At 62.0% G+C, this 21,151-nt stretch carries 20 protein-coding genes; 15 read left to right on the forward strand and 5 right to left on the reverse strand.

Features of this window, described 5'->3' with window-relative positions; genetic code table 11:
- Positions 1-37 precede the first annotated feature (37 nt).
- Positions 38-970, forward strand: coding sequence for an electron transfer flavoprotein subunit alpha/FixB family protein (locus AC07X6_RS06200; protein WP_494790406.1), 933 nt, complete (start codon positions 38-40; stop codon positions 968-970).
- Positions 971-1,060: 90 nt separating this feature from the next.
- The gene (locus AC07X6_RS06205) at positions 1,061-2,851 is read left to right on the forward strand and encodes an acyl-CoA dehydrogenase (protein ID WP_494790407.1); all 1,791 of its coding nucleotides are present in this window, start codon (positions 1,061-1,063) and stop codon (positions 2,849-2,851) included.
- Between the two features lie 76 nt (positions 2,852-2,927).
- Here AC07X6_RS06205 and AC07X6_RS06210 read toward each other — a convergent pair whose 3' ends face one another.
- Together AC07X6_RS06210 and AC07X6_RS06215 are read right to left on the reverse strand one after the other, a co-directional pair.
- Positions 2,928-3,554, reverse strand: a complete 627-nt coding sequence (locus tag AC07X6_RS06210) for a glycine zipper 2TM domain-containing protein (protein ID WP_230538612.1) — start codon at positions 3,552-3,554, stop codon at positions 2,928-2,930.
- 134 nt (positions 3,555-3,688) lie between these two features.
- Positions 3,689-4,123 carry an NINE protein gene (locus AC07X6_RS06215; protein WP_494790408.1) on the reverse strand — a complete coding sequence of 145 codons (435 nt, stop codon included), beginning with the start codon at positions 4,121-4,123 and terminating at the stop codon, positions 3,689-3,691.
- A 277-nt stretch (positions 4,124-4,400) separates the two neighbouring features.
- On the opposite strand from AC07X6_RS06215, the gene rpsP reads away from it, so the two are divergent.
- The 10 genes from rpsP (at position 4,401) to AC07X6_RS06265 (ending at position 11,792) form a co-directional block, all read left to right on the forward strand.
- Positions 4,401-4,652: a 30S ribosomal protein S16 gene (rpsP, locus tag AC07X6_RS06220; RefSeq protein ID WP_010395524.1), complete on the forward strand. Its 252-nt coding sequence runs from the start codon at positions 4,401-4,403 to the stop codon at positions 4,650-4,652.
- Positions 4,653-4,665: 13 nt separating this feature from the next.
- A complete protein-coding gene (gene rimM / locus AC07X6_RS06225; RefSeq protein ID WP_494790409.1) occupies positions 4,666-5,223 on the forward strand; it encodes a ribosome maturation factor RimM in 558 nt (185 codons plus the stop codon).
- A 50-nt stretch (positions 5,224-5,273) separates the two neighbouring features.
- A complete protein-coding gene (trmD, locus tag AC07X6_RS06230) occupies positions 5,274-6,020 on the forward strand; it encodes a tRNA (guanosine(37)-N1)-methyltransferase TrmD (RefSeq protein WP_230538609.1) in 747 nt (248 codons plus the stop codon).
- Between the two features lie 132 nt (positions 6,021-6,152).
- Complete coding sequence (gene rplS / locus AC07X6_RS06235) at positions 6,153-6,536, forward strand: 50S ribosomal protein L19 (protein ID WP_035825414.1); 384 nt, start codon at positions 6,153-6,155, stop codon at positions 6,534-6,536.
- 80 nt (positions 6,537-6,616) lie between these two features.
- Entirely contained in the window at positions 6,617-7,276 is a 660-nt protein-coding gene (locus AC07X6_RS06240; protein ID WP_494790410.1) for a CoA pyrophosphatase, read from the forward strand.
- A 97-nt stretch (positions 7,277-7,373) separates the two neighbouring features.
- On the forward strand, positions 7,374-8,333 hold the full coding sequence (locus tag AC07X6_RS06245; RefSeq protein WP_230538607.1) for a CobD/CbiB family protein: 960 nt from the start codon (positions 7,374-7,376) through the stop codon (positions 8,331-8,333).
- Between the two features lie 225 nt (positions 8,334-8,558).
- The gene (locus tag AC07X6_RS06250; RefSeq protein WP_029496213.1) at positions 8,559-8,894 is read left to right on the forward strand and encodes a DUF3579 domain-containing protein; all 336 of its coding nucleotides are present in this window, start codon (positions 8,559-8,561) and stop codon (positions 8,892-8,894) included.
- A gap of 81 nt (positions 8,895-8,975) precedes the next feature.
- Positions 8,976-9,425, forward strand: a complete 450-nt coding sequence (locus AC07X6_RS06255; RefSeq protein WP_070221849.1) for a CBS domain-containing protein — start codon at positions 8,976-8,978, stop codon at positions 9,423-9,425.
- Between the two features lie 88 nt (positions 9,426-9,513).
- The gene (locus tag AC07X6_RS06260) at positions 9,514-10,332 is read left to right on the forward strand and encodes an AraC family transcriptional regulator (RefSeq protein ID WP_494790411.1); all 819 of its coding nucleotides are present in this window, start codon (positions 9,514-9,516) and stop codon (positions 10,330-10,332) included.
- Positions 10,329-11,792, forward strand: a complete 1,464-nt coding sequence (locus AC07X6_RS06265; protein ID WP_494790412.1) for a nitrilase-related carbon-nitrogen hydrolase — start codon at positions 10,329-10,331, stop codon at positions 11,790-11,792. The genes AC07X6_RS06260 and AC07X6_RS06265 overlap by 4 nt, the downstream gene beginning before the upstream one ends.
- A 192-nt stretch (positions 11,793-11,984) precedes the next feature.
- On the opposite strand, the gene AC07X6_RS06270 is transcribed toward AC07X6_RS06265, so the two are convergent.
- On the reverse strand, positions 11,985-12,725 hold the full coding sequence (locus AC07X6_RS06270; protein ID WP_034759852.1) for a GntR family transcriptional regulator: 741 nt from the start codon (positions 12,723-12,725) through the stop codon (positions 11,985-11,987).
- Between the two features lie 388 nt (positions 12,726-13,113).
- Here AC07X6_RS06270 and AC07X6_RS06275 point away from each other — a divergent pair, with 388 nt between their 5' ends.
- The 3 genes from AC07X6_RS06275 (at position 13,114) to AC07X6_RS06285 (ending at position 18,422) form a co-directional block, all read left to right on the forward strand.
- Entirely contained in the window at positions 13,114-15,876 is a 2,763-nt protein-coding gene (locus AC07X6_RS06275) for a TonB-dependent receptor (protein ID WP_494790413.1), read from the forward strand.
- Positions 15,877-15,999: 123 nt separating this feature from the next.
- Positions 16,000-17,313, forward strand: coding sequence for a glycoside hydrolase family 18 protein (locus AC07X6_RS06280; protein WP_494790414.1), 1,314 nt, complete (start codon positions 16,000-16,002; stop codon positions 17,311-17,313).
- A complete protein-coding gene (locus AC07X6_RS06285; RefSeq protein WP_494790415.1) occupies positions 17,310-18,422 on the forward strand; it encodes an acyltransferase family protein in 1,113 nt (370 codons plus the stop codon). The genes AC07X6_RS06280 and AC07X6_RS06285 overlap by 4 nt, the downstream gene beginning before the upstream one ends.
- Here the strand turns inward: AC07X6_RS06285 and AC07X6_RS06290 are convergent.
- Positions 18,419-19,618: a hypothetical protein gene (locus AC07X6_RS06290; protein ID WP_494790416.1), complete on the reverse strand. Its 1,200-nt coding sequence runs from the start codon at positions 19,616-19,618 to the stop codon at positions 18,419-18,421. The two genes, AC07X6_RS06285 and AC07X6_RS06290, sit on opposite strands and share 4 nt — an antisense overlap.
- A gap of 81 nt (positions 19,619-19,699) precedes the next feature.
- The gene (locus AC07X6_RS06295; RefSeq protein WP_494790417.1) at positions 19,700-21,004 is read right to left on the reverse strand and encodes a tetratricopeptide repeat protein; all 1,305 of its coding nucleotides are present in this window, start codon (positions 21,002-21,004) and stop codon (positions 19,700-19,702) included.
- Positions 21,005-21,151: the final 147 nt, after the last annotated feature.

Genomic DNA, 21,151 nt, shown 5'->3' on the forward strand with positions numbered 1-21,151 from the left:
GCTTTGCCGTCACTCCAGAACAATTACAGGACATATCATGGTCGCATTAGTTATTGCTGAACACGACAACGCTACCTTAAAGGGCAGCACCCACCACACCGTGACCGCGGCTGCCCAGTGCGGCGGCGACGTGCACGTACTGGTCGCAGGCTCGAACGCATCGGCTGCCGCCGCTGCCGCCGCGCAAATCGCCGGCGTGACGAAAGTCATCGTGGCCGACGCGCCGTACTTTGCCGACGGCCTGGCCGAAAACGTGGCCGAGCAAGTGCTGGCCATCGCCGGCAACTACAGCCACATCCTGGCGCCAGCCACCGCCTACGGCAAGAACATCCTGCCGCGCGTGGCCGCCAAGCTTGACGTAGCGCAAATCTCGGAAATCACCAAGGTCGATTCCCCAGACACCTTCGAGCGCCCGATCTACGCCGGTAACGCCATTGCCACCGTGCAATCTGGCGACAAGGTCAAGGTCATCACCGTGCGCACCACCGGTTTCGACGCCGCTGCCGCCACCGGCGGTTCGGCTGCCACGGAAACCGTCACCGCCGTTGGCGACAATGGCAAGTCCACTTTCGTGGGCCGCGAACTGGCCAAGTCCGACCGTCCTGAACTGACCGCCGCGAAAATCATCGTGTCGGGCGGCCGTGGCATGGGGTCGGCCGAGAACTTCCACATCCTGGAGCCGCTGGCCGACAAGCTGGGCGCCGCCATGGGTGCTTCGCGCGCCGCCGTCGACGCCGGCTTCGTGCCGAACGACTGGCAAGTGGGCCAGACGGGCAAGATCGTCGCCCCATCGCTGTACATCGCCGTCGGCATCTCGGGCGCGATCCAGCATCTGGCCGGCATGAAAGACTCGAAGACCATCGTCGCCATCAACAAGGATCCGGAAGCGCCGATCTTTGCCGTGGCCGACTACGGCATCGTGGGCGATCTGTTCGAGATCGTGCCGCAACTGGTCAAAGAACTGGGCTAAGTCTTACCCATTCAGGTTTTGTTATTGACAAAGCCACGCCGGCCCGCCCCACACGGCGAGCCGCGCGTGGCTTTTTTCTTGGAGAAATAGATGAGCTATCAAGCCCCGCTGAAAGACATGTTGTTCGTGATGAACGAACTGGCCGGCCTGGCCGAAATCCATACCTTGCCCGGCTGTGAAGACGCCACGCCCGACACGGCCGAAGCCGTGCTGGAAGAGAACGCCAAGTTCTGCGGCGGCGTGGTGGCCCCCTTGAACGGCCCCAGCGACAAGGAACCGAGCTTCTGGCACGACGGGCAAGTCACCACGTCGAAAGGCTTCAAGGAAGCGTTCAAGGCGTATGGCGAAGCGGGCTGGCAGGGCGTGCAGCATCCGACCGAGTTCGGCGGCCAGGGCTTGCCCAAGCTGCTGGCCACGCCGTGCATCGAAATGCTCAACTCGGCCAGCATCTCCTTCGCCCTGGTCGCCCTGCTGTCGGATGGCGCCATCGAAGCGCTGCTGACGGCCGGCAGCGACGAGCAAAAAGCGGTGTATCTGGAAAACCTGGTCTCCGGCAAGTGGACGGGCACCATGAACCTGACGGAGCCGCAAGCGGGCTCCGACCTGGCCGCCGTGCGCACGCGCGCCGTGCCGCAGGACGATGGCACCTATAAAGTGTTCGGCACGAAGATTTTCATCACGTACGGCGAGCACGACATGGCGGAAAACATCGTCCACCTGGTGCTGGCCCGCACGCCGGATGCGCCCGCTGGCGTAAAAGGCATTTCGCTGTTCATCGTGCCGAAATTCCTCGTCAATGCGGATGGCAGCCTCGGCGCGCGCAACGACGCGCACTGCGTTTCCATCGAACATAAACTGGGCATCAAGGCCAGCCCGACGGCCGTATTGCAGTTCGGCGACCACGGCGGCGCCATCGGCACCCTGGTGGGCGAGGAAAACCGCGGCCTCGAATACATGTTCATCATGATGAACGCGGCCCGCTTCGGCGTGGGCTTGCAAGGCATCGGCCTGGCCGAGCGCGCCTACCAGCAGGCCGTGGCCTTCGCCAAAGACCGCGTGCAGTCGCGCGACCTGGCCGGTTCCGCCGGCCCCGTCTCCATCATCCACCACCCGGACGTGCGCCGCATGCTGATGTCGATGCGCTCGCAGACGGAGGCGGCGCGCGCGCTGGCCTACGTGGGCGCGGCCATCAGCGACGTGGCGCACCACCATCCGGACGCCGAGGTGCGCGCGGAAAGCCTGGCGACGTATGAATACCTGGTGCCCGTGATCAAGGGTTGGGCCACGGAAATGTCGCAGGACGTCACGCGAGATGGCGTGCAGGTGCATGGCGGCATGGGTTTCATTGAGGAAACAGGCGCGGCCCAGCATTACCGTGACGCCAAGATTCTGACGATTTACGAAGGCACGACGGCCATCCAGGCGAACGACCTCGTGGGCCGCAAGACGGTGCGCGACGGCGGCGCTGTGGCGAAAGCCATCATTGCCCAGGTGCGCGCCACGGAAGCCCAGCTGGGCGAGCTGACCGGCGCCGACTTCCAGGCCATGCAGCGCCATCTGGCCGAAGGCAGCGCCGCGCTGGAAGCCGTGGTCGAGTATGTGGTGGCGAACATGAAGACGGACATCAAGGCCGTCTTCGCGGGCAGCGTGCCGTACCTGAAACTGGCCGGCATCGTGCTGGGCGGCTGGCAAATGGCGCGCGCGGCCGTGGCGGCGCAGCAAAAGCTGGGAGAGGGCAGCGGCGACGCGGCGTTCTACAAGGCAAAGATCGCCACGGCCCGCTTCTTTGCCGACCACATCCTGTCGCAAGCACCCGGCTTGCGCGCCACCATCATCGACGGCAGCGCCGGCGTGATGGCGCTGTCGGAAGAGCAGTTTTAAGCTTAACCAACCCAACTGCAAATGCCGGGGTCGGACCCTCAGGGTCCCCACCCCAGTCCTTGCTTTTGGGTTCAGCTTACCTTCTGGCGATGCCGTTGCCGGAATTGCGCACCAAGTCGCCGGCCGCCAGGCCAGGATCCTGGTCAAACGCGAAGTCAGCCTTGGCGCCCGTTTCGTATTGCACGGTGACGGTCCAGGTCTTGGCGTTCTTCATGTGGCCTTCGACTTGCTTGCCGGCATACGCGCCGCCGGCGGCGCCGGCCAGGGTGGCCAGATCCTTGCCGCGTCCGCCGCCCACCTGGCGGCCCAGCAGGGCGCCGGCCACGCCGCCGCCGATCATGCCCAGGGCGCCGCCTTCACCGGCTTTTTCAGTGACGTTGACTGCCAGCACCTTGCCGCACTCGGCGCAGATCTGGTGCTGCGGCTGCTTGGAAGGCTGGCTGGCGTAGGAATTGCCCGCTTTTTGCGCGGCCTTGGCGTTGATGATGGCCTGGTCGTATTCGCCCTTGGCGTCGCGCAGGCATTGCATGCGGGCTTTCGAGCTGGTTTCTTCGGCACACAATTTCTTGTCGTCCGCATAGCGCGTGTTCGCTTGCTTTGTATCGTAGGCGTATTGCGCCTTCGGCGACAGGTTTTGCGCAAAGGCGGAAGTGCTGAACAGGGCCGTAACGGCGACTGCGAGGATGAGTGGGCGACGAATCATGATCTTCTCCTAGGGTGTTGAATGAGCCAGTAATGTCGGCATTGTGAATGCAGTATAGAGGAAAATCATGATTGCTTACCAACACTTACATGTGCGCGCGGGGCGTGGCAAATGATGCCATTTCCATACGGAAATTAACCGTAGGCGCCGCCCGTGTACAGCAAGTCGAACAGGCGCGCCATGGTGGCGATCAGCACGCCCGCGCCTAGCATCAAGGTAGCGACCAGCACCACGGCCAGGGGCCAGCCCGTGTCCGACTGGCGGCTTGATGCGGCGTTGTAGCGGGCGTCCCACTTGTCGTCCGGCATCAAGCCCAGCACCAGCGCTTCCAGGAAGCCGCCCAGGGCGGACAGGGTCAGCGGCAGTATCTGGTAAAACCAGTCGGCCTCGGGAAATAGCTGGTGCAGCAGCGCGCTGGCGGGCAGGGCGGCCAGGTGCAGCCAGCCCCAGCGGTCTTTGGCGCCGTGCAGGTAGAAGCGGTGCGCGCCCAGGGCGCCCAGCAGGAAGGCCAGCAAGGTGGTGAAGGCCTTGTTCTTGTGCGACTGTTGCAAAATGGTAGCGGTGGTCATGGGACTCCAGAGTTGCTCATCGGTAAAGATTGCCAGTATCGGTCATTGTCTCGCACAACGATAGCACTTTCCTGTGGCGTTTATGGAATGATTTCGTCTGATTCCAAGCCATGGCCGGCACGATAGACGCACGCGCCTATTGCGTCTTCGGCGATGTCTGGTCATAATGTTTGATTAGCCCAAATTACACGCCCGTCATCATAACGCTTGCTGCCTGGCGGTAAAGCGCGCTATAATTTGCGGCTTTTTCCGCCTCAGCACACTTTTTGGAAATATTATGGTCGTTATTCGTTTAGCTCGTGGAGGCGCCAAGAAGCGCCCGTTCTTCAACATCGTCGCTACTGATTCGCGCAATCGCCGCGATGGTCGCTTCATTGAGCGTATCGGTTTTTACAACCCGATGGCGCAAGGTGGCGAAGTTCCACTGCGTATCACCGCAGACCGTCTGGCCTACTGGCAAGGCGTTGGCGCACAATTGTCGCCAACCGTTGCTCGCCTGGTAGCCAGCAACAACAAAGCAGCAGCTTAATTAGATCACTGGTTTGACGGTCAAGACTGCATCCGGGGTGAAAGTCCCCGATGACCTGGTACAGGTAGGCTATGTCTCCGGTGCTTATGGCATTGCTGGCGGGGTCAGGATCACTCCTTTCTCCGACGACGCGGATGCATTATTAAGCGTCAAAACCTGGTGGTTTGATAAACCGACCTTGCATGATGTTCAAGTCAGGCAAGCGAAGTTACACGGCGGCGACGTCGTGGCCCAGCTGGTGGGTGTGGTCGGGCGGGATGCCGCAGAAGCGCTGAAAGGCGTCTCTGTGCAAATTCCGCGTAGCCATTTCCCGACGCTGACGGCCGATGAATTTTATTGGTCCGATCTGATTGGACTGACAGTCGAGAATTTGCAAGGCGAGCGCCTCGGCACCGTGCACGACATGATGAGCAATGGTCCGCAGTCGATCTTGCGCGTCACGCCCGTCGCCACTGCCGATGAGACCGTTGAAAAGGCGCCTGAGCGCCTGATCCCGTTTGTTGGCCAGTTTGTCATTAACGTTGACAAGGCTGCCGGCAAGATCACGGTCGACTGGGGCCTCGATTATTAAACCGCCTGCGCATAATTTTGCGCCGAGCAATGTTTTCAGGATGGCGAGCGATGCAATTTGATGTCGTGACCCTGTTCCCGGAAATGTTTGCCGCGCTGACGCAGTCGGGTGTGACCCGGCGCGCCTTCGAGCAGGGGAAATGTGGCTTGTCGCTGTGGAATCCCCGTGATTTCACGACCGACAATCACCGCACCGTGGATGACCGCCCGTATGGCGGCGGCCCCGGCATGGTGATGATGGCGCGTCCCCTCGAAGCGACAATTAATGCCGCAAAGCAACGCCAGACCGATCTCGGCCTGGCGGCGCCCCGCGTGGTGTTCATGTCGCCGCAAGGCCGTCCGCTGACGCACGAGCGCGTCACGCAGCTGAAAGCCGAACCTGGTTTGGTGATCCTGTGCGGCCGCTATGAAGCCGTGGACCAGCGTTTGCTGGACCGTTGCGTCGACGAAGAGATCAGCATGGGCGATTTTGTCCTGTCGGGCGGTGAATTGCCCGCCATGGCGCTGATGGACGCGGTAATCCGTTTGTTGCCCGGTGTCTTGAACACGGAGGCATCGGCCATCGAGGACAGCTTCGTCAATGGTTTGCTCGATTCGCCGCACTACACGCGGCCGGAAACATATGAAGGCATGGCCGTGCCGCCCGTCTTAATGGGTGGCAATCATGCCGAGATCGTCAAGTGGCGCCGCCAGCGCATGCTGGAAGCGACCGCGGCGAAGCGGCCTGACCTGCTGGTCAGTGCACGCGCCGCCGGCTTGCTCAGCAAGACGGACGAAAAATTCCTGGCCAGCCTGTAAGCCGTCTCCGGACGGCCGGCAGGGTGGCTTTGTAGTGCCGGGCATGTTGCCCATATTGTGTTACCCATCCTCTACCGGGCGGATACTTGCTATCCACAGTGCGCCGGCATGATGGTTTTCGGAGTGTTAAAAATGGACTTGATTCAACAATTAGAGCAAGAAGAGATCGCCCGTCTGGGTAAATCGATTCCTGACTTCGCACCAGGCGATACCGTTATCGTCAGCGTCAACGTAGTCGAAGGCACGCGCAAGCGCGCCCAGGCTTACGAAGGCGTCGTTATCTCCCGTCGTAACCGTGGCCTGAACTCGAACTTCATCGTTCGCAAGATCTCGTCCGGCGAAGGCGTTGAGCGTACGTTCCAACTGTACTCGCCGCTGATCGCTTCGATCGAAGTGAAACGCCGTGGTGATGTTCGCCGCGCCAAGCTGTACTATCTGCGTGAGCGTTCGGGTAAATCGGCGCGTATCAAAGAAAAATTGCCAAATCGCCGCGTTGTGGCGAAAGCAAGCGCGTAATATCAGCGTCTGCGTTGGGAAAAGGGGTACCGTATTGGTGCCCCTTTTTTTATTCTGAATTGCTAATGGGACAAGCTGCCATGGCCGCCATCGCATTTGATCCAAAACAACTAGCCATCGATTCGATCGCCGGCGAGGCGGCGCTGGACGCCGTGCGCCTGACGCCGGACTGGCTGCGCCAGCGCCTTGCCGAACCGCCGGACTGGCAGCCCGAGATCACCCAGGATTTCCTGTCCGCCCGCGCCGTGCCCGTGCGCGCCGCCGTGCTCATTCCTCTCGTGCAACGTCCGCAGGGCTTGACCATCTTGCTGACCATGCGCACGGACCACCTGAGCAGCCATGCGGGCCAGGTCAGCTTCCCCGGCGGGCGCAGCGAACCGTTCGATGGCTCGGCCATCGCCACGGCCCTGCGCGAAACGGAAGAAGAGGTGGGCTTGTCGCGCCAGCATATCGAAGTGCTCGGTTGCCTGCCCGATTACCTGACGGGCACCGGCTACCAGGTCACGCCCGTGGTGGGCCTGGTGACGCCGCCGTTCGAGCTGCGCGCCGACCCGTCCGAAGTGGCGGAAATCTTCGAAGTGCCGCTGGTCTTCCTCATGGATGGCCTCAACCATCAACGCCTGTCGGTGGAATTGCCCGGCGGACGGCGCTCGTTCTACGCCATGCCGTACGAGCGCTTCTATATCTGGGGCGCCACGGCCGGCATGCTGCGCAATCTGTTTCACCTCTTGCGCGCGTAAAATGGCGCCGCGCACGTAATAAGTTTGATTCCAGCACGGCACTGCGCTATCGTAGCGGGCATTGCGGTATTGCTGAAAAAGACAAAAAGGACCATTGATGACATTTCTCTCCATACTTTGCGCATTGCTGATCGAGCAGCTCAAACCTTTGCGCGCGGATAATCCCATCTACGCCGAAATCAAGAGCCTGGCAATGCGCATGGAGACCTGGTTCAATGCCGGCCACGCCAACCATGGCCGCACGGGCTGGTTCCTCATGATCGGCGCGCTGATGGTGCCGACGGCAGGCGTGTACTGGCTCTTGCTGTATTACAAGCTGACTCCCCTGGCCTTCGTCTGGAATGTCCTCATCGTCTACCTGACCCTGGGCTTTCGCCATTACAGCCATTACTTCACGTCGATCCAGCTGGCCCTGAGCGCCGGCGACGAGGCGTCCGCGCGCACCTTGCTGGCCGAGTGGACCAAACTCGACACGGTGGGCATGGAAGCGAGCGAAATCGCCCGCATCGCCGTGGAAAAAGCCCTGATCACCACGCATCGCAATGTCTTTGGCGTATTTTTCTGGTTCCTGATGCCGCTGGGCCCTGCCTGCGCCGTGATGTACCGCGTGGCCGAATACCTGGCGCGCGCCTGGAACGAGCCCGAGCACATGCGCAATGAAGCGTTCGGCCAGTTCGCCGCGCGCGCCTTTTACTGGATCGACTGGATCCCCGTGCGCCTGACGGCCGTGGCGTTTGCCGTGGTCGGCAATTTCGAGGATGCCATCTATGCCTGGCGCAATTTCGCCCAGCGCTGGCAGGACGAGGCCATCGGCATCATCCTGACGGCCGGCGGCGGCGCCATGGGCGTGCGCCTGGGCACGCCAGCGGAAACGGCGGCCCGCGTGCTGGTGACCCCCGACATGGCCGTCGATGACAGCGACAGCGAAAGCGATATCCTGCCCGGCGAAGAACCGGGCGCGCGCGCCTTGCAGAGCACGGTCGGCCTGGTCTGGCGCGCCTTGCTGCTGTGGATGCTGCTGCTGCTGTTGATGTCGGGCGCCGTTTTCCTCGGCTGACGCGGGCGCACACGCGCCATCCATGCGCCTTGCGCGCGGAACAAGGTTAAAATAGGGGCTGGCGCGCAAGGCGTGCCGGCCCCTGTTTGCATCGTCAGGGCAGATCGAGGTAGAACCCAAGTCTTCTATAAGATATAATACTGGCTTACCGCAGCAAACGTAGTTGAATTACCAGCCCGGCTTACCCGCCGGGGCCATTCACGCAATCCAGTCCCGACAAGCCACATGGCCGAGTTATCTCAAAAAACAGGGGAACTCTCAGACGAGTTCTTCATCCTTGGTCTCACCAGCAATGGCAAGCAATTCCGACCCAGCGATTGGGCCGAGCGCCTTTGCGGAGTGATGTCCTGTTTCAATCCCGAAGGCGGCGGGCGCAACGCGCACCTCCAGTATTCGCCCTACGTGCGCCCGACCGTCGTCAACGGCGTCAAGTCGGTGGTGGTCAACACCAAGCTGCGCGAGATCGAGCCGATGGCGTTTCACTTCGTGCGCGAATTTGCCAAGGATAATGACCTGCAAATCGTCGAGGCCTGCTTCCTGCCGCCCCCCGAAGAAAAGTAAGACCGTTTCAATTGATTTGCCGCAAACCCGCCACGGCGGGCTGGCGTAGCGTAGACACTCTGCCTCAAACGGAGTGGCGACATGCGTATCGGCGACATCTGCACCCTGCACACCATCCATTGCCAGCGTGACACCAGCGTGCAAGACGCGGCGCTGCTGATGCGCCAGCATCACGTGGGCGACCTGATCGTGGCCGAGCAGCCGAACGGCGAGCGCGTCCCCATCGGCATCCTCACCGACCGCGACATCGTCATTTCCGTCATCGCCCTGGGTCTCGACCCCGCCAGCCTGCTGGTGGGCGACATCATGAGCGCGCAACTGCTGACGGCCAGCGAAGACGAAGACGTCTACGACATCATCGAACGCATGCGCGTCAACGGCATCCGCCGCTTGCCCGTGGTCAATAGCCTGGGCGCGCTGTCCGGCGTCGTCAGCATCGACGACCTGCTGGCCTTCCTGGCCCAGGAAATGGCCGAACTGGCCCGCATCAGCAGCGGCCAGCTGGTTCACGAAAAGCGCACGCGAAAATAGGAAGCGCTCGCCGGTTATTGCGCAATTCCGGTCAAGCCACGGCTTGCTGAAAATGCTACAGTCGCTGCTCGTTCAACGGGAAGCGTTCATGCATTATCTGGCCAAGGCACTCTGGTATATCGAATCGCATTACGCGGACGATCTCTCGCTCGGCGATATCGCCCACGTGGGCGGCGCCTCGCCGTGTCATTTGACGCGCGCGTTCGGCCTGGCCACGGGCCACTCCGTGATGCGCTATGTGCGGGCGCGCCGGCTCAGCGAGGCGGCCCGCGCGCTGGCCCAGGGCGCGCAAGATATTCTCTCGGTCGCGCTGCAGGCCGGTTACAGCTCCCATGAAGCCTTTACGCGGGCTTTCCGCGAACAGTTCCACGTCACGCCGGAAAAGGTGCGGGCCCAGCGCCACGTCGCCAACCTCGCGCTGGTGGAAGCCATCAAAATGGATGTGGCGCCTGGCGTGCCTTTGGCGCCGCCCCGTTTCGAGCAGGGCCCCGCCATGCTGCTGGCGGGCCTCGTCGAACGTTATCGCGCGGAAACATCTGCCGGCATCCCCGCCTTGTGGCAGCGTTTCCTGCCCCATGTGGCGCCCGGCCAGCTCGTGTATGGCGTGTGCTGCAATAATGATGACGCGGGCAATTTCGATTACCTGTGCGCCATGCCGGTCAGCGACTTTTCCCGGGCGCCCGAGGGCTGGATGCGGCTGCGCATCGCCCCGCGGCGCTACGCCGTGTTTCACCACCGCGGCCACATTTCCACCATCCGCGCCACCTGGCATACCGTGTGGAACGAATGGTTGCCGCAGTCCGGGCTGGAGGTGGCCGACGCGCCCGATTTTGAACGCTACGACCGGCAATTCGATCCCGCCAGCGGCATCGGCGGCGTGGAAATCTGGCTCCCCTTGAAAGCATGAGCATGCTCAATACCTTGTCTGCGCCGGCTGTCGGCGGCACCGCGCTGCGCCAGCGCCTGTTGCAAACCGCCGCCGCGCTGGCGGCGGGCCTGCCCCTGTACTGGGTGCTGGGACCGCAGCCGCTGGGCCCGCTGGCCTGGCTGGCGCCGCTGCCCGTGCTGTGGCTGGCCCTGCGTTCTTCGCGCCGCGATGCCGCCTGGATGACCTTCCTGGCCGCCTTGCTGGGCTTGTCATCGAACTTCAGCTATTTTCGCTTGCTGATGCCCTTGCCGGCCGTGCTGGCCGTGACCGTCGCCAAGGCCTTGCTGTGGCTGCTGGTGGTGCTGGCCACGCGGCGCCTCGTGCTGCGCTACCGCTCCGGCTGGACGGTGCTGGCGTATCCCGTGCTGTGGGTGGCCATCGATACCCTGATGGCTGCTTTTTTGCTCGATGGTAACTGGGGCAGCCTTGCGTATTCGCAAACCGATAACCTTGCCGTGCTGCAGGTGGCAGCCCTGGCGGGCGTGCCTGGCCTGCTGTTTTTGCTGTGCCTGCTGCCCTCGGCGCTGGCCTTGTTGCTGGCGGGCGGCCGCGCGTATGCGCCGGCGGCGGGTGCCGCCGTGTTGCTGCTGGCGGCAGCGTTCGCCGCTGGCGCCTGGCGCGTGCAAGGTGCGCCGGCGCCGGCGCCAGGCGGGCCGCTGGCGGGGCTGGCGGCCATCGACGACTTCATCGGCCCGGCCACGCCGCCGGCGCGCGCGCAAGCCATCTGGGACCAGTACGCGCGCCACGTGGTGCAGCTGGCCGGGCAGGGCGCCCGGCTGGTGCTGCTGCCGGAAAAGATCGCCGTGCTGGCGCCCGCGCAGGCGGATGCCGTGCGGCAGCGTTTCCAGGCGCTGGCGCGCGGCACGGGCGTGTGGATCGTTCTCGGCATCGGCGTGCAGGACGCCGCCGGCCGGCGCAACCTGGCCTGGCTGTTTGCTCCCGATGGCGCCGCGCCGGTCAGCTATCAAAAACATCATCTGGCGCCTCCCGAGCGCGAGTTTCTTGTTGGCAACGCGTATGCCGTGCAGCCCGTGGTGGGGCAGGCCATGGGCCTGGCCATTTGCAAGGACATGCATTTTGCGCCGCTGGGGCGGGCATACGGCGTGGCCGGCGCGCAAGCGATGCTGGTGCCGGCCTGGGATTTCCAGCTCGATGCCTGGATGGGGGCGCGCATGACGGTCGTGCGCGGCGTGGAAAACGGTTATGCCGTGCTGCGCGCGGCGCGCGAGGGCATGCTGACGGTCAGCGATGCGTATGGACGGGTGCTGGCGGAACGGACCAGCAGCGCCATGCCGGGCAGCACCTTGCTGGCGCCGTTGCCGGCGGCGCTGCCTGTGGCAACCTGGGCCGGTTGGCTGGGGCCGCTGTTCGGCTGGCTGTGCGTGGCGCTGGGCGTGATCCTGCTGTGCGCGGGGCGCCGCGCCGTGCCTTCTGCCTGATGGGAAATGACAGGTTTTGCTGCAATGCGCAAAACCGCATTATGTAGCCCTTTTTATATTCTCCGTACGCAGGCCACATAATCGCCGCCGATTAATTCACCATGGTGGTGCATATATCGGCGCGGCGCCGGCATATATATTGCAGTGCAATAAGTGGTGTTATCTGGTATTGGTGAAATGGGGCGATTGGTATTAATTGGTACTTAATTCGGCCACGAAGTCATACATATCGCCGCGGAAGTAGGAGCGGCAAAACTCCACGGCGCGGCCATCGCGCAAAAAGCCCAGCCTTTCCACCGACAAGCCCGCGTCGCCTTCCTCCGCCTGCAGCAGGCTGGCCTGCTCGCCCGTCAGCAACAGCGCGCTCAGCCGCTGCAAGGCGCGCACGGGGCGGTTGCCCGCCTGTTCCAGCGCGTCGTACATCGATACGTCGACGGCGTCGAGCGCCGGCAGGCAGCTGGCGACGATGGTCGCGTATTCCAGGCACATCGGCACCTCGTCCGCATAGCGGATGCGGTGGAAGCGGTACACGGGCGCGCCCGGCGACAGCCGCAGGCGCAAGGCTTCTTCCGGTGTGACGGTGCCCTCCGCGCGCTTGAGCCACACGCTGCGCGGCGTGCGTCCGCGCGCCCGCATGTCCTCCGAAAACGAGGTCAGCTTGGCGAAATTCTTCTCGATGCGCGTATTGATGAAATTGCCCGAGCCGGGGCGCCGCACCAGCAAGCCCTCGTTGACGAGGCCGTCGATGGCCTTGCGCACGGTGATGCGCGAGACGGCCAGGTCGCTGGCCAGCTGGCGCTCGGCCGGCAGGGCTTCGTCGGGGCCGAGGATGCGCTTGTCGATCGCTTCGCGCAGCGCGCGCTGCAGTTGCTGGTACAGGGGCAGGCTACTCGTCTGCCCCAGGCCTTGCATGATGTGAGCCAGGGTTGTCATACGCTGAGGGTCTCCGTTACGGCGCGTTGCAGACGCGCTCTGTATCTGTTTTGTGTCGCTGGATAATACCAAAAAAGGCCGTTATAAAACCAATTTCAATTATCAAGCCAGCAATTTATGCCTGGCTACGCTCGTATTTAGTCCGTCCACACGGGCTACGGATTGATTTAGATAAAGTGGTCTGTGTGATTCAAACAACGTTATAAAAAAAAAGTTGCAACTGGTAGTGTTCTGGTATTGGATAGTAGTATATTGGCGTTGAATTGGTTTTGTAAGTGGTTGTACCGAAGGGTCTGCAGCATGCCGGCGAGAGTGGGCGGGCTGGAAAGAAGATCTACGTTAAAAATGAAAAGGTTCCAATCCTGGAGCCTAAATCAAGGGGGAGTACATGAAACGCAATTTGACAGCTAGCTCTGCAGCACGCAATTTGACGCCTATCGCCGCTGCTGTGGCTATGTTGATGGCCGGCGCGAGTTTCTCGGCGCATGCGCAGGAAGCCGTGGCCAAAGAGGCCAAGCCGGCAGCGACGGCTGATGTTGACGAAGGCCAGACCGTCGTCGTGACCGGTATCCGTGCATCGCTGCAACAATCCTTGAATCAAAAACGCAATTCTGACAGCCTGGTCGAAGTGATCACGGCTGAAGACGTGGGCAAGATGCCTGACAAAAACATCGCTGACTCGCTGCAACGCCTGCCAGGCGTGAGCGTTGCCGCGGCTGGCGGCGGCGAAGGCAGCTTTGGCGAGAATGATCGCGTGGCCCTGCGTGGCACGCCGTTCGGCCTGACCCTGACCACCTTCAACGGCCACGCAGTCGGCAGCGGCGACTGGTTCGCCGACAACATCATCGGCGGTGGCCGCAGCGTCAGCTTCTCGCTGTTCCCATCGGAACTGATCGGCCGCGTGACGGTGCATAAAGGTTCGCAAGCCGATTTGCTGGAAGGCGGCGCCGAAGGCGTGGTTAACATCGAGACGCGCAAACCGCTGGACTTCAAAAAGTCGTTTACGGGCCAGGTTAACGCCGGTGCCGTGTATTCGTCGAATTCCGGTAAAACCGACCCTCAATTGAGCGGCATGATCGCCTGGAAGAACGACACCAATACCCTGGGTGTGCTGGTACAGGGTTTCCATCAAAAACGCACCCTTACCCGTTACGGCCAAGAAAACCAGGTGTGGTACGACAAAGTTGAGCCTGGTACGCCTATCGCTGGCGCCATCCCGGGCGCGGCTGGTTCGATGGCCAACTTCCTGGGCGGCACCGCGTGGTTTGAGCAGAAGCGTACACGCGATGGCGGCTTGATCGACATTCAGTTGAAACCGTCGAACGATGTCATGCTGGACCTGACGCTGTTCCATTCGCAACTGGATGCACCGAACATCAACCATAACTTCATGCAATCGCTGGGTCGTGCATTCGGTACCTCGTGGGCATCGCCACCTGGCTTTCCTTCGGCAAATATCAATGGCACGATTGCCGGCGGTGTCATCACCAATCTGAACACCACCGTGCCAGCCAATTGCCCGACCTGCGCCGATACGTCCGGTTCGGTGCAGGAAGAGTTCAGCCGTCCCGTAGCAAAAAGCAAATCCGACTTCATCAACCTCGACGGTAAATTCCGCGTCAATGAGCGCCTGGTGCTGACCGGCAAACTGGGCACCACCAAAGGTGTCGGCGAAACCGTCAGTGGCGCGCTGGGTGTTTGGATGCCATTCCGCGGCGGCAGCTATCAGATGAACGGTTCGGAAAATCCGGTTACCTACACGATTCCTGGCGCGGACCAGTTTTCGATTCGCGGCACAGCTGACCCATATACCTATGGCTCGCACGTGAAAGCCGTCGACAAGGAAACTTATGGCCAGGTTGATGCTACGCTGAAACTGGATCTGCCATCGATTTCGTCCTTGCAGTTCGGTGCACGTGTCGCGGAACACAAGCGTACGCTGGAAGCGATCGGCATCAATTCGAACGTTGCCGGCAACACGGATGCTGGCGCGCTGGGCAATCCTGCCAACCTGCCATTCGGTGGCCTGACAGCGTTCCCGAGCGGCTTCAAAGATCTGGGCACGAATGGCGCCGGTTTCTGGACCTTCTCGCAAAATGCCGTGAATGGCTGGCTGTCCAAGTATGCCAATTACTCGGGTCACCTGCGTCAGAACGAATTCAACATCAAGGAGCCGACCCAATCGGCTTATGTGATGGCGAACTTTGGCGCCGAAGCACTCTCCGGTAACTTCGGCGTGCGCGTCGTGCATACCACGGAAGATGTGACCCGTTCCGAGATGGATGGTGCTGGCGTGTATACCGTGCGTAACTATAAGAATGGTTACACCGATATTCTGCCGAGTGCAAACTTCCGCCTGGACGTGTCGAAAAACGTCGTGGCGCGCTTCGGTGCAAGCCGCACGATGGCGCGTCCGGAACTGGGTCAAATGGCGGGCCTGGACTTGCGCGATCAGCAACTGTTCGGCGTGGTCGGCAATCCTAACCTGCGTCCTATCCGTTCCAACAATGCCGATATCGGCGTGGAATGGTACTTTGCGCCAAAATCGCTGTTGTCGGCGAATGCCTTCTTCTCGGCACTCGATGGCTACGTGACCTACGGCACGACCAAAGGTGTGTACTTTAACCAGTTGCAAAAAAAGAATACCGAGTATGTCATCGGTACGCCGGTCAATACGACGGCTGAAGTCAAGGGTCTGGAACTGGCGTATGTTCAAGCGCTGCCGGGTGGTTTTGGTGTGAACACCAACTATACCTTCACGGATGGTAAGGAAACGGGTCACGCTGTCGGTTCGCCTTGCGCCAATGAAATTCGTCAGGATTGCACGTTGATCGGTACTTCGCGCAATGCTTACAATATCGGCGCCTTCTTTGAAAACGACAAGTTCAGCGCCCGCCTGACCTACAACTACCGCTCGGGCTTCTTGAACGGGACCAGCCGCAACAGCGCTGCCTATCAAGGTTCGATTGGTACCTTGTCGGCATCGATCGCTTACCAACTGACGGAAAACCTGGCCATCACGCTCGATGGCAAGGACCTGAACAATCCAATGGTGCGTTCGAAGATCCGTACGGCAGGCTATGCCGACATGCCAGGCGCGTTCTACAAGAACGGTCGTCAGATCTACCTGGCACTGCAGGGCAAGATGTAATACGTTTTTATTTAGTTAATGCCTCCCGGCGGACACCCGGGATGGCATGACAATGGCGGAGCGCAGCTGGCTCCGCCATTTTTTTATTGCAAGATGGTTTTTTTATATGTTGGGATACCTCCGATGACCTTACACGCAATGCTGGCTTGCTTCGCCTGCGCGCTGCCACTGGCCGCTTCCGCCGCTCCCGCCGCGCCGAACCTGGCGCCGGAAGTGGTGGCTTACTATCCCGGCTGGAAATCGGCCGATTTTCCCGTTAACGAGCACAATATTCGTGCCAGCAATGTCAGCCTGATCCAGTACGCGTTCGCCGACATTTGCTGGGATGGCGAACATGGCAACCCCGCGCCCGAGGGCGGCGGCGTGAGCGCCTGCCTCGATGCAGCCGGCCAGCCATCCCGGCCGGCCAATGGCAGCATCGTGCTGCCGGCGCCGCAAGCCGACGCCGACAACTTGCGCAAGCTCAATGCGCTCAAGCAAAGTCATCCACGGCTGCGCGTCCTGCTGTCGGTGGGCGGCTGGATCTGGTCGAACCGTTTTTCGGACGTGGCCGCCACGCCGGCCGCGCGCCAGGCGTTTATCGCTTCCGCGCTGGAGCTGGTGCGCCGCCATGGCCTTGATGGCATCGATATCGACTGGGAACATCCGGCCACGGGAGGCATTCCCTGTATCGAAGGCCGCCTCTGCCACCGCAGCGACGACAAGGAAAACTATGTGCGCCTGGCCAGCGAACTGCGCAGCGCCTTCGACCAGGCTGGCAAGCAGGCGGCCGGCCGCCATTACCTGATCACCATCGCCGCCGGCGCGCATGCCAGCCTGACCGATGACAGCGACGCCGCGCCCGGCTGGATCGTCCGCCTGGCGGCGCAGCTAGACTGGATCAACTTGATGACGTACGACTACCGCGGCGTGTGGGATGCCGAGAACGGCCAGCTGGCGCCCCTGTACGCCGACCCCGCCGACCCGCAGCGCGACAAGCACCTGTATGCGGACGCCACCGTGACGCGTTTCCTGCGCGCCGGCGTGCCGGCGGCCAAGCTGGTGCTGGGCGTGCCCTTCTATGGCTATGGCTGGAAGCAGTGCGCCGCCGGCCCCCGTGGCGATGGCCTGTACCAGCCTTGCCAGGGAGCGGCCAGCGGCAATGACGCTACGCCGACATTTGCTTACCGGCATCTGCTGGAGCAAGGGTATCTGGTCGAAGGCCAGGGCGCGCGGGGCTTCCTGCGCCATTGGAATGCCGCGTCGCAAGTGCCGTATCTGTACAACCGCGACAGCGGCGTGTTCATCAGCTATGAAGATGCGCAGTCGGTGGCCCACAAAGTGCGCTATATCCGCGACAAGGGCTTGCGCGGTGGCATGTTCTGGGAATTGAGCGGCGATGCGCAACATGTGCTGGGCTCGGCCCTGGCGCCTGTCCTGAAGGGGGCGCAGCCATGAACCAGCGCTACCTCGCCCTCGACGTCCTGCGCGGCTTGACCGTCGCCCTGATGATCGTCGTCAATACGCCCGGCGACTGGGGCAGCGTGTATGCGCCGTTCCTGCATGCCGAATGGCATGGTTTTACTGTGACGGACCTGGTCTTTCCCAGCTTTTTGTTTGTTGTCGGCAATGCGCTGGCCTTTGCGCTGGGCAAGTATGAAAACCTGGGTCATGGCGCCGTGCTGGCCAAGCTGTGCAAGCGCAGCGCGCTGATCTTTCTGCTGGGCTTTTTGCTGTACTGGTTTCCCTTCTTTAAGATCGACGATGCGGGCCAGTTCGCCTGGTCGCCGCTGTCGCACACGCGCATTCCCGGCGTGCTGCAGCGCATCGCCGTGTGCTACCTGGCCGCCGCCCTGATCCTCCATTACTGGAAGACGCGCGGCGCGCTCGTCTTCAGCGCCTGCGCCTTGCTCGGCTACTGGGCCATCCTGGCATGCTTTGGCGACTACAGCCTGCACGGCAACGCGCCGGCCAAGCTGGACCTGATCTTGCTGGGCGACAGCCATTTGTACCACGGCGAAGGCATCGCCTTCGACCCGGAGGGCGTGCTGGGCACCTTGCCGGCCATCGTCAATGTGATTGCCGGCTATCTGGCGGGCAGTTTCCTGCGCCAGACGGCGCCGGCACGGCTGCGTTCAAGCTTGGTTCAGCTGGCCGTGGCCGGCGCCATGTGCGTGGCGGTGGCCTTGTGCTGGAACGAGGTGTTTCCGATTAACAAGAAGCTGTGGACCAGCTCTTACGTGATGCTGGGCATCGGCCTGGACTTGCTGCTGCTGGCACTGTTGATGTTCATCATTGACGTGCGTCAAATGACGGGCTGGACCTACTTTTTTGAAGTCTTCGGCAAGAACACCCTGTTCATCTACCTGGTGTCGGAAGTGCTGGTGATCATCGCGTTTACCGTGCGCATCGGCAGCGGCAATCTGTACCAGTGGCTGTACCAGCAGTGGTTCACGGGCTGGGCGCCGGCGCGCGTGGGCTCGCTGCTGTTTGCCATCAGCTTCATGCTGCTGTGCTGGCTGATCGCCTACGCCATGGACAAGCGCAAGATCTATATCAAGGTCTAGAACTTCAGTTTTAATCCGTAGCGCGTGGCCAGCGCGGTGAAGGCCAGCATCAGGGCGGTGACGGCGGCGGCATTCCACAGGCCGGCCGCGCCGCCGGTGGCCAGATACGGCCACCAGAAGCGCGGCAGGTGCAGCACGGCCGCCAGTTGCTGCCACAGGTCGGGCACGATGTAGGCGAACAGGGCATTGGTGCCGGCAGGCAACAATACCACGGCCCAGGCGCGCCAGCGCCACACGTCGATGACGACATAAAACACGAGGAACAGGGCCAGGATGAGGGCGCTGCACACGAGTGTGTACGATTCCGTCGCCGCGATCTTGTTGATGTGGTGATACGGCCGCAGCAGCAGGCCGGCCGCCAGCAAGCCCAGGGCGAACCACGCCATGAAACGGATGCGCTGCCCATGGCTCAGGGCGGCGCCGCGCAGGAACAGCTGGCCCACCAGGGTGCCGGCCAGCACATTGGCCGCCGTCGAACCGAGCACTTGCGGCACGTTGACGATGGCGTTCACGCCAGCCGGCAAGAAATCCAGGCTGCCCGCCGTGCCCCCCATGTACAGCACGATCAGCAGGGAAAATACGCCCATCAGCGCCGTGCCGCTACCCTGGCATGCCAGGTACAGCAGGCTGCACAGCAGATACGCCCAGCCTATCATGCCGAGGATGCCCCACCACGACGGCTGCAGCCAGGTGCTGGAAAACTCGCTGTTCAATTCCCCTCGAAAAGTTGCCAATAGGAACAGCATCAGCACGCCGCCCGCGGCCAGCTCCAGCTTGCCCGCGCCCTGGCGCCACAGCAGTATCATGGCCATATAAAACAGCAGGAAGTAGACGGCGTGCGGCAGCGGCGCCGCCTGCGCATCGTAGCGGTAGGCGTTCGCCAGCACCACGCCGGCCAGCATCAGGCTGGCGGAGCGCCACAGCAGGCGTCCCAGCAGGGCCGGCGTGACGTGGCCGCAATGACGCTGCAAGGCCAGCGGAATGGCCATGCCGACCATGAACAGAAAGCCGGGAAAGACCAGGTCGGGCACGGTGATGCCGTCGGCGCGCGGTCCCGCATGTTCGAGCCAGAAGGCAATGCCGGGCATGCCGGCCAGGTAGTTGACCCAGATCATGGTGACGATGACGAAGCCGCGGAAGGCGTCCAGGCTGATCAATCGTTCAGGTGCGGGTGCGGGGGCGGTGGCTGGCGGCATGGCAGGATGAAAAAAAGTCGAAAAAAAAGCAGCCCCGGCCTGAGCCGGGAACTGCCTTGCGCATGTGGCAGGGAGCAGGAATTACTGGGCCGCTGCTGCCGGTGCCGCCGCTGCCGTGGCAGGACGGTTCAGCCACAGGATCCAGTAGCGTGCCAGGTCGCCCACGCCATCGCCGCCCTTGACCGTTTCCAGGACCTTGATGGCTTCATCTTTCTTGCCGGCCATGGCGTAGGAATAGCCGAGGCGCAGCTTGGCGTCTTCAGCACGCTTCAGGCCGCCCTTGGCGATGCCTTTCTGGATCAGGTCGATACCTTTGTCGAACTGGTCCATCGTCACGAAGGCGTAACCGAGGTTGATCAAGCCCGTGCCATCCTTGCTCTTCATGGCCGACGCTTCGCCGCTGGCGATGTTTTTCGCATCGTCGGCGGCAGCCTTGGCGGCCTGGTCGCGCAGTTTCTTGTGCTTGGCGGCATTCGCGCCCGTGCCCAGCACGCCTTTGGCAAAGCCGGCGTCGAGGACTTTTTTCGCTTCCGTCGGGAAGGCGTTCTGCAAGGCGATTTCAGCCATGTCGCTGTAATCCTGTGGCGGCATGGTGTCGACGGCCTTGAATTGCAGGCGCAGCACGTCCAGCGCGAAGCGGTCCGAATAGCCGGCCTTGCCCTGCAGACGGCCCAGCAGGTCGCTCCAGTAGTCGTCCGACGGGTAGTAGCGCACCAGGTTTTCCATGGCGATCAGGTAGGTGGCCGGATCCTTGCTTTTCGAGCCCGTGTTGGCCAGCAATTGCAGTTCTTCGATGCTCGGCGTCTTGCCCGCCTGCTGCTTGGCCGTCACGTCGGCCATCAGTTCCTGCTTGGCGCGCGCGAAATCATTGCTGAAGTAATAGGCGCGGATGATGTAGGGACGTACGGTCGCCACGTCGCCCGTTGTCGTCTGGTAACGGGTGAACCATTTGATGGCGTTCGGGTAATCCTTGGCGTTGTAGTGGTAGTTCGCCAGTGCCTGGATGAAGTCGCCTTCCGATTTCTTGTCCAGCTTGCCCGATTCGATCACCGCTTCCAGCGCCGTCATGGCCATGGCCGCATTGTTGGTGGTCGAGGCCAGCGCCACGCGCAGGCGGTTCAGCACGAACAATTCGTAGGGCGTCAGGGCCGGAATGGCGGCAGCCTGGTCGATGCGGCTTTGCACGTCGGCGTAGTTTTTGGCATCCATCGAGGCCTTCACGGCGGCTGGATCGAGCAGTTTGAACACTTCAGGACGCACCGTGTCGGCTGGAGCGGCAGCGGCGGCAGCCGGCTTGGCATCCTGCGCGTGCGACAGGGTGGGCAGGCAGTTCAGGCCGATGGCGGCCAGGAGCAGGCTAAGACGGGCAAGACGGAATTGGGACATGGGTTATCCTTCAATCAATAACAAAAATACGCACCTGCAGTGGCAGCCGCAACATCGTGCAGTGGCATTGCCAGAGGGGCAAGGAAGCTCGAAAAAACACATTTCTGCCGTTCTGCCTGCGTAAGTCAAACAGAAGCGGCATGATAC

The sequence above is a fragment of the Janthinobacterium sp. GW460-12-1-14-LB5 genome, assembly GCF_059423585.1.

Bases quoted from the DNA above. Each gene is read 5' to 3' on its own strand.
- AC07X6_RS06200 (WP_494790406.1), top strand. From the start codon at position 38: ATGGTCGCATTAGTTATTGCTGAACACGACAACGCTACCTTAAAGGGC.
- AC07X6_RS06205 (WP_494790407.1), top strand. From the start codon at position 1,061: ATGAGCTATCAAGCCCCGCTGAAAGACATGTTGTTCGTGATGAACGAA.
- AC07X6_RS06210 (WP_230538612.1), bottom strand. From the start codon at position 3,554: ATGATTCGTCGCCCACTCATCCTCGCAGTCGCCGTTACGGCCCTGTTC.
- AC07X6_RS06215 (WP_494790408.1), bottom strand. From the start codon at position 4,123: ATGACCACCGCTACCATTTTGCAACAGTCGCACAAGAACAAGGCCTTC.
- rpsP (WP_010395524.1), top strand. From the start codon at position 4,401: ATGGTCGTTATTCGTTTAGCTCGTGGAGGCGCCAAGAAGCGCCCGTTC.
- trmD (WP_230538609.1), top strand. From the start codon at position 5,274: ATGCAATTTGATGTCGTGACCCTGTTCCCGGAAATGTTTGCCGCGCTG.
- rplS (WP_035825414.1), top strand. From the start codon at position 6,153: ATGGACTTGATTCAACAATTAGAGCAAGAAGAGATCGCCCGTCTGGGT.
- AC07X6_RS06240 (WP_494790410.1), top strand. From the start codon at position 6,617: ATGGCCGCCATCGCATTTGATCCAAAACAACTAGCCATCGATTCGATC.
- AC07X6_RS06245 (WP_230538607.1), top strand. From the start codon at position 7,374: ATGACATTTCTCTCCATACTTTGCGCATTGCTGATCGAGCAGCTCAAA.
- AC07X6_RS06250 (WP_029496213.1), top strand. From the start codon at position 8,559: ATGGCCGAGTTATCTCAAAAAACAGGGGAACTCTCAGACGAGTTCTTC.
- AC07X6_RS06255 (WP_070221849.1), top strand. From the start codon at position 8,976: ATGCGTATCGGCGACATCTGCACCCTGCACACCATCCATTGCCAGCGT.
- AC07X6_RS06260 (WP_494790411.1), top strand. From the start codon at position 9,514: ATGCATTATCTGGCCAAGGCACTCTGGTATATCGAATCGCATTACGCG.
- AC07X6_RS06265 (WP_494790412.1), top strand. From the start codon at position 10,329: ATGAGCATGCTCAATACCTTGTCTGCGCCGGCTGTCGGCGGCACCGCG.
- AC07X6_RS06270 (WP_034759852.1), bottom strand. From the start codon at position 12,725: ATGACAACCCTGGCTCACATCATGCAAGGCCTGGGGCAGACGAGTAGC.
- AC07X6_RS06275 (WP_494790413.1), top strand. From the start codon at position 13,114: ATGAAACGCAATTTGACAGCTAGCTCTGCAGCACGCAATTTGACGCCT.
- AC07X6_RS06280 (WP_494790414.1), top strand. From the start codon at position 16,000: ATGACCTTACACGCAATGCTGGCTTGCTTCGCCTGCGCGCTGCCACTG.
- AC07X6_RS06285 (WP_494790415.1), top strand. From the start codon at position 17,310: ATGAACCAGCGCTACCTCGCCCTCGACGTCCTGCGCGGCTTGACCGTC.
- AC07X6_RS06290 (WP_494790416.1), bottom strand. From the start codon at position 19,618: ATGCCGCCAGCCACCGCCCCCGCACCCGCACCTGAACGATTGATCAGC.
- AC07X6_RS06295 (WP_494790417.1), bottom strand. From the start codon at position 21,004: ATGTCCCAATTCCGTCTTGCCCGTCTTAGCCTGCTCCTGGCCGCCATC.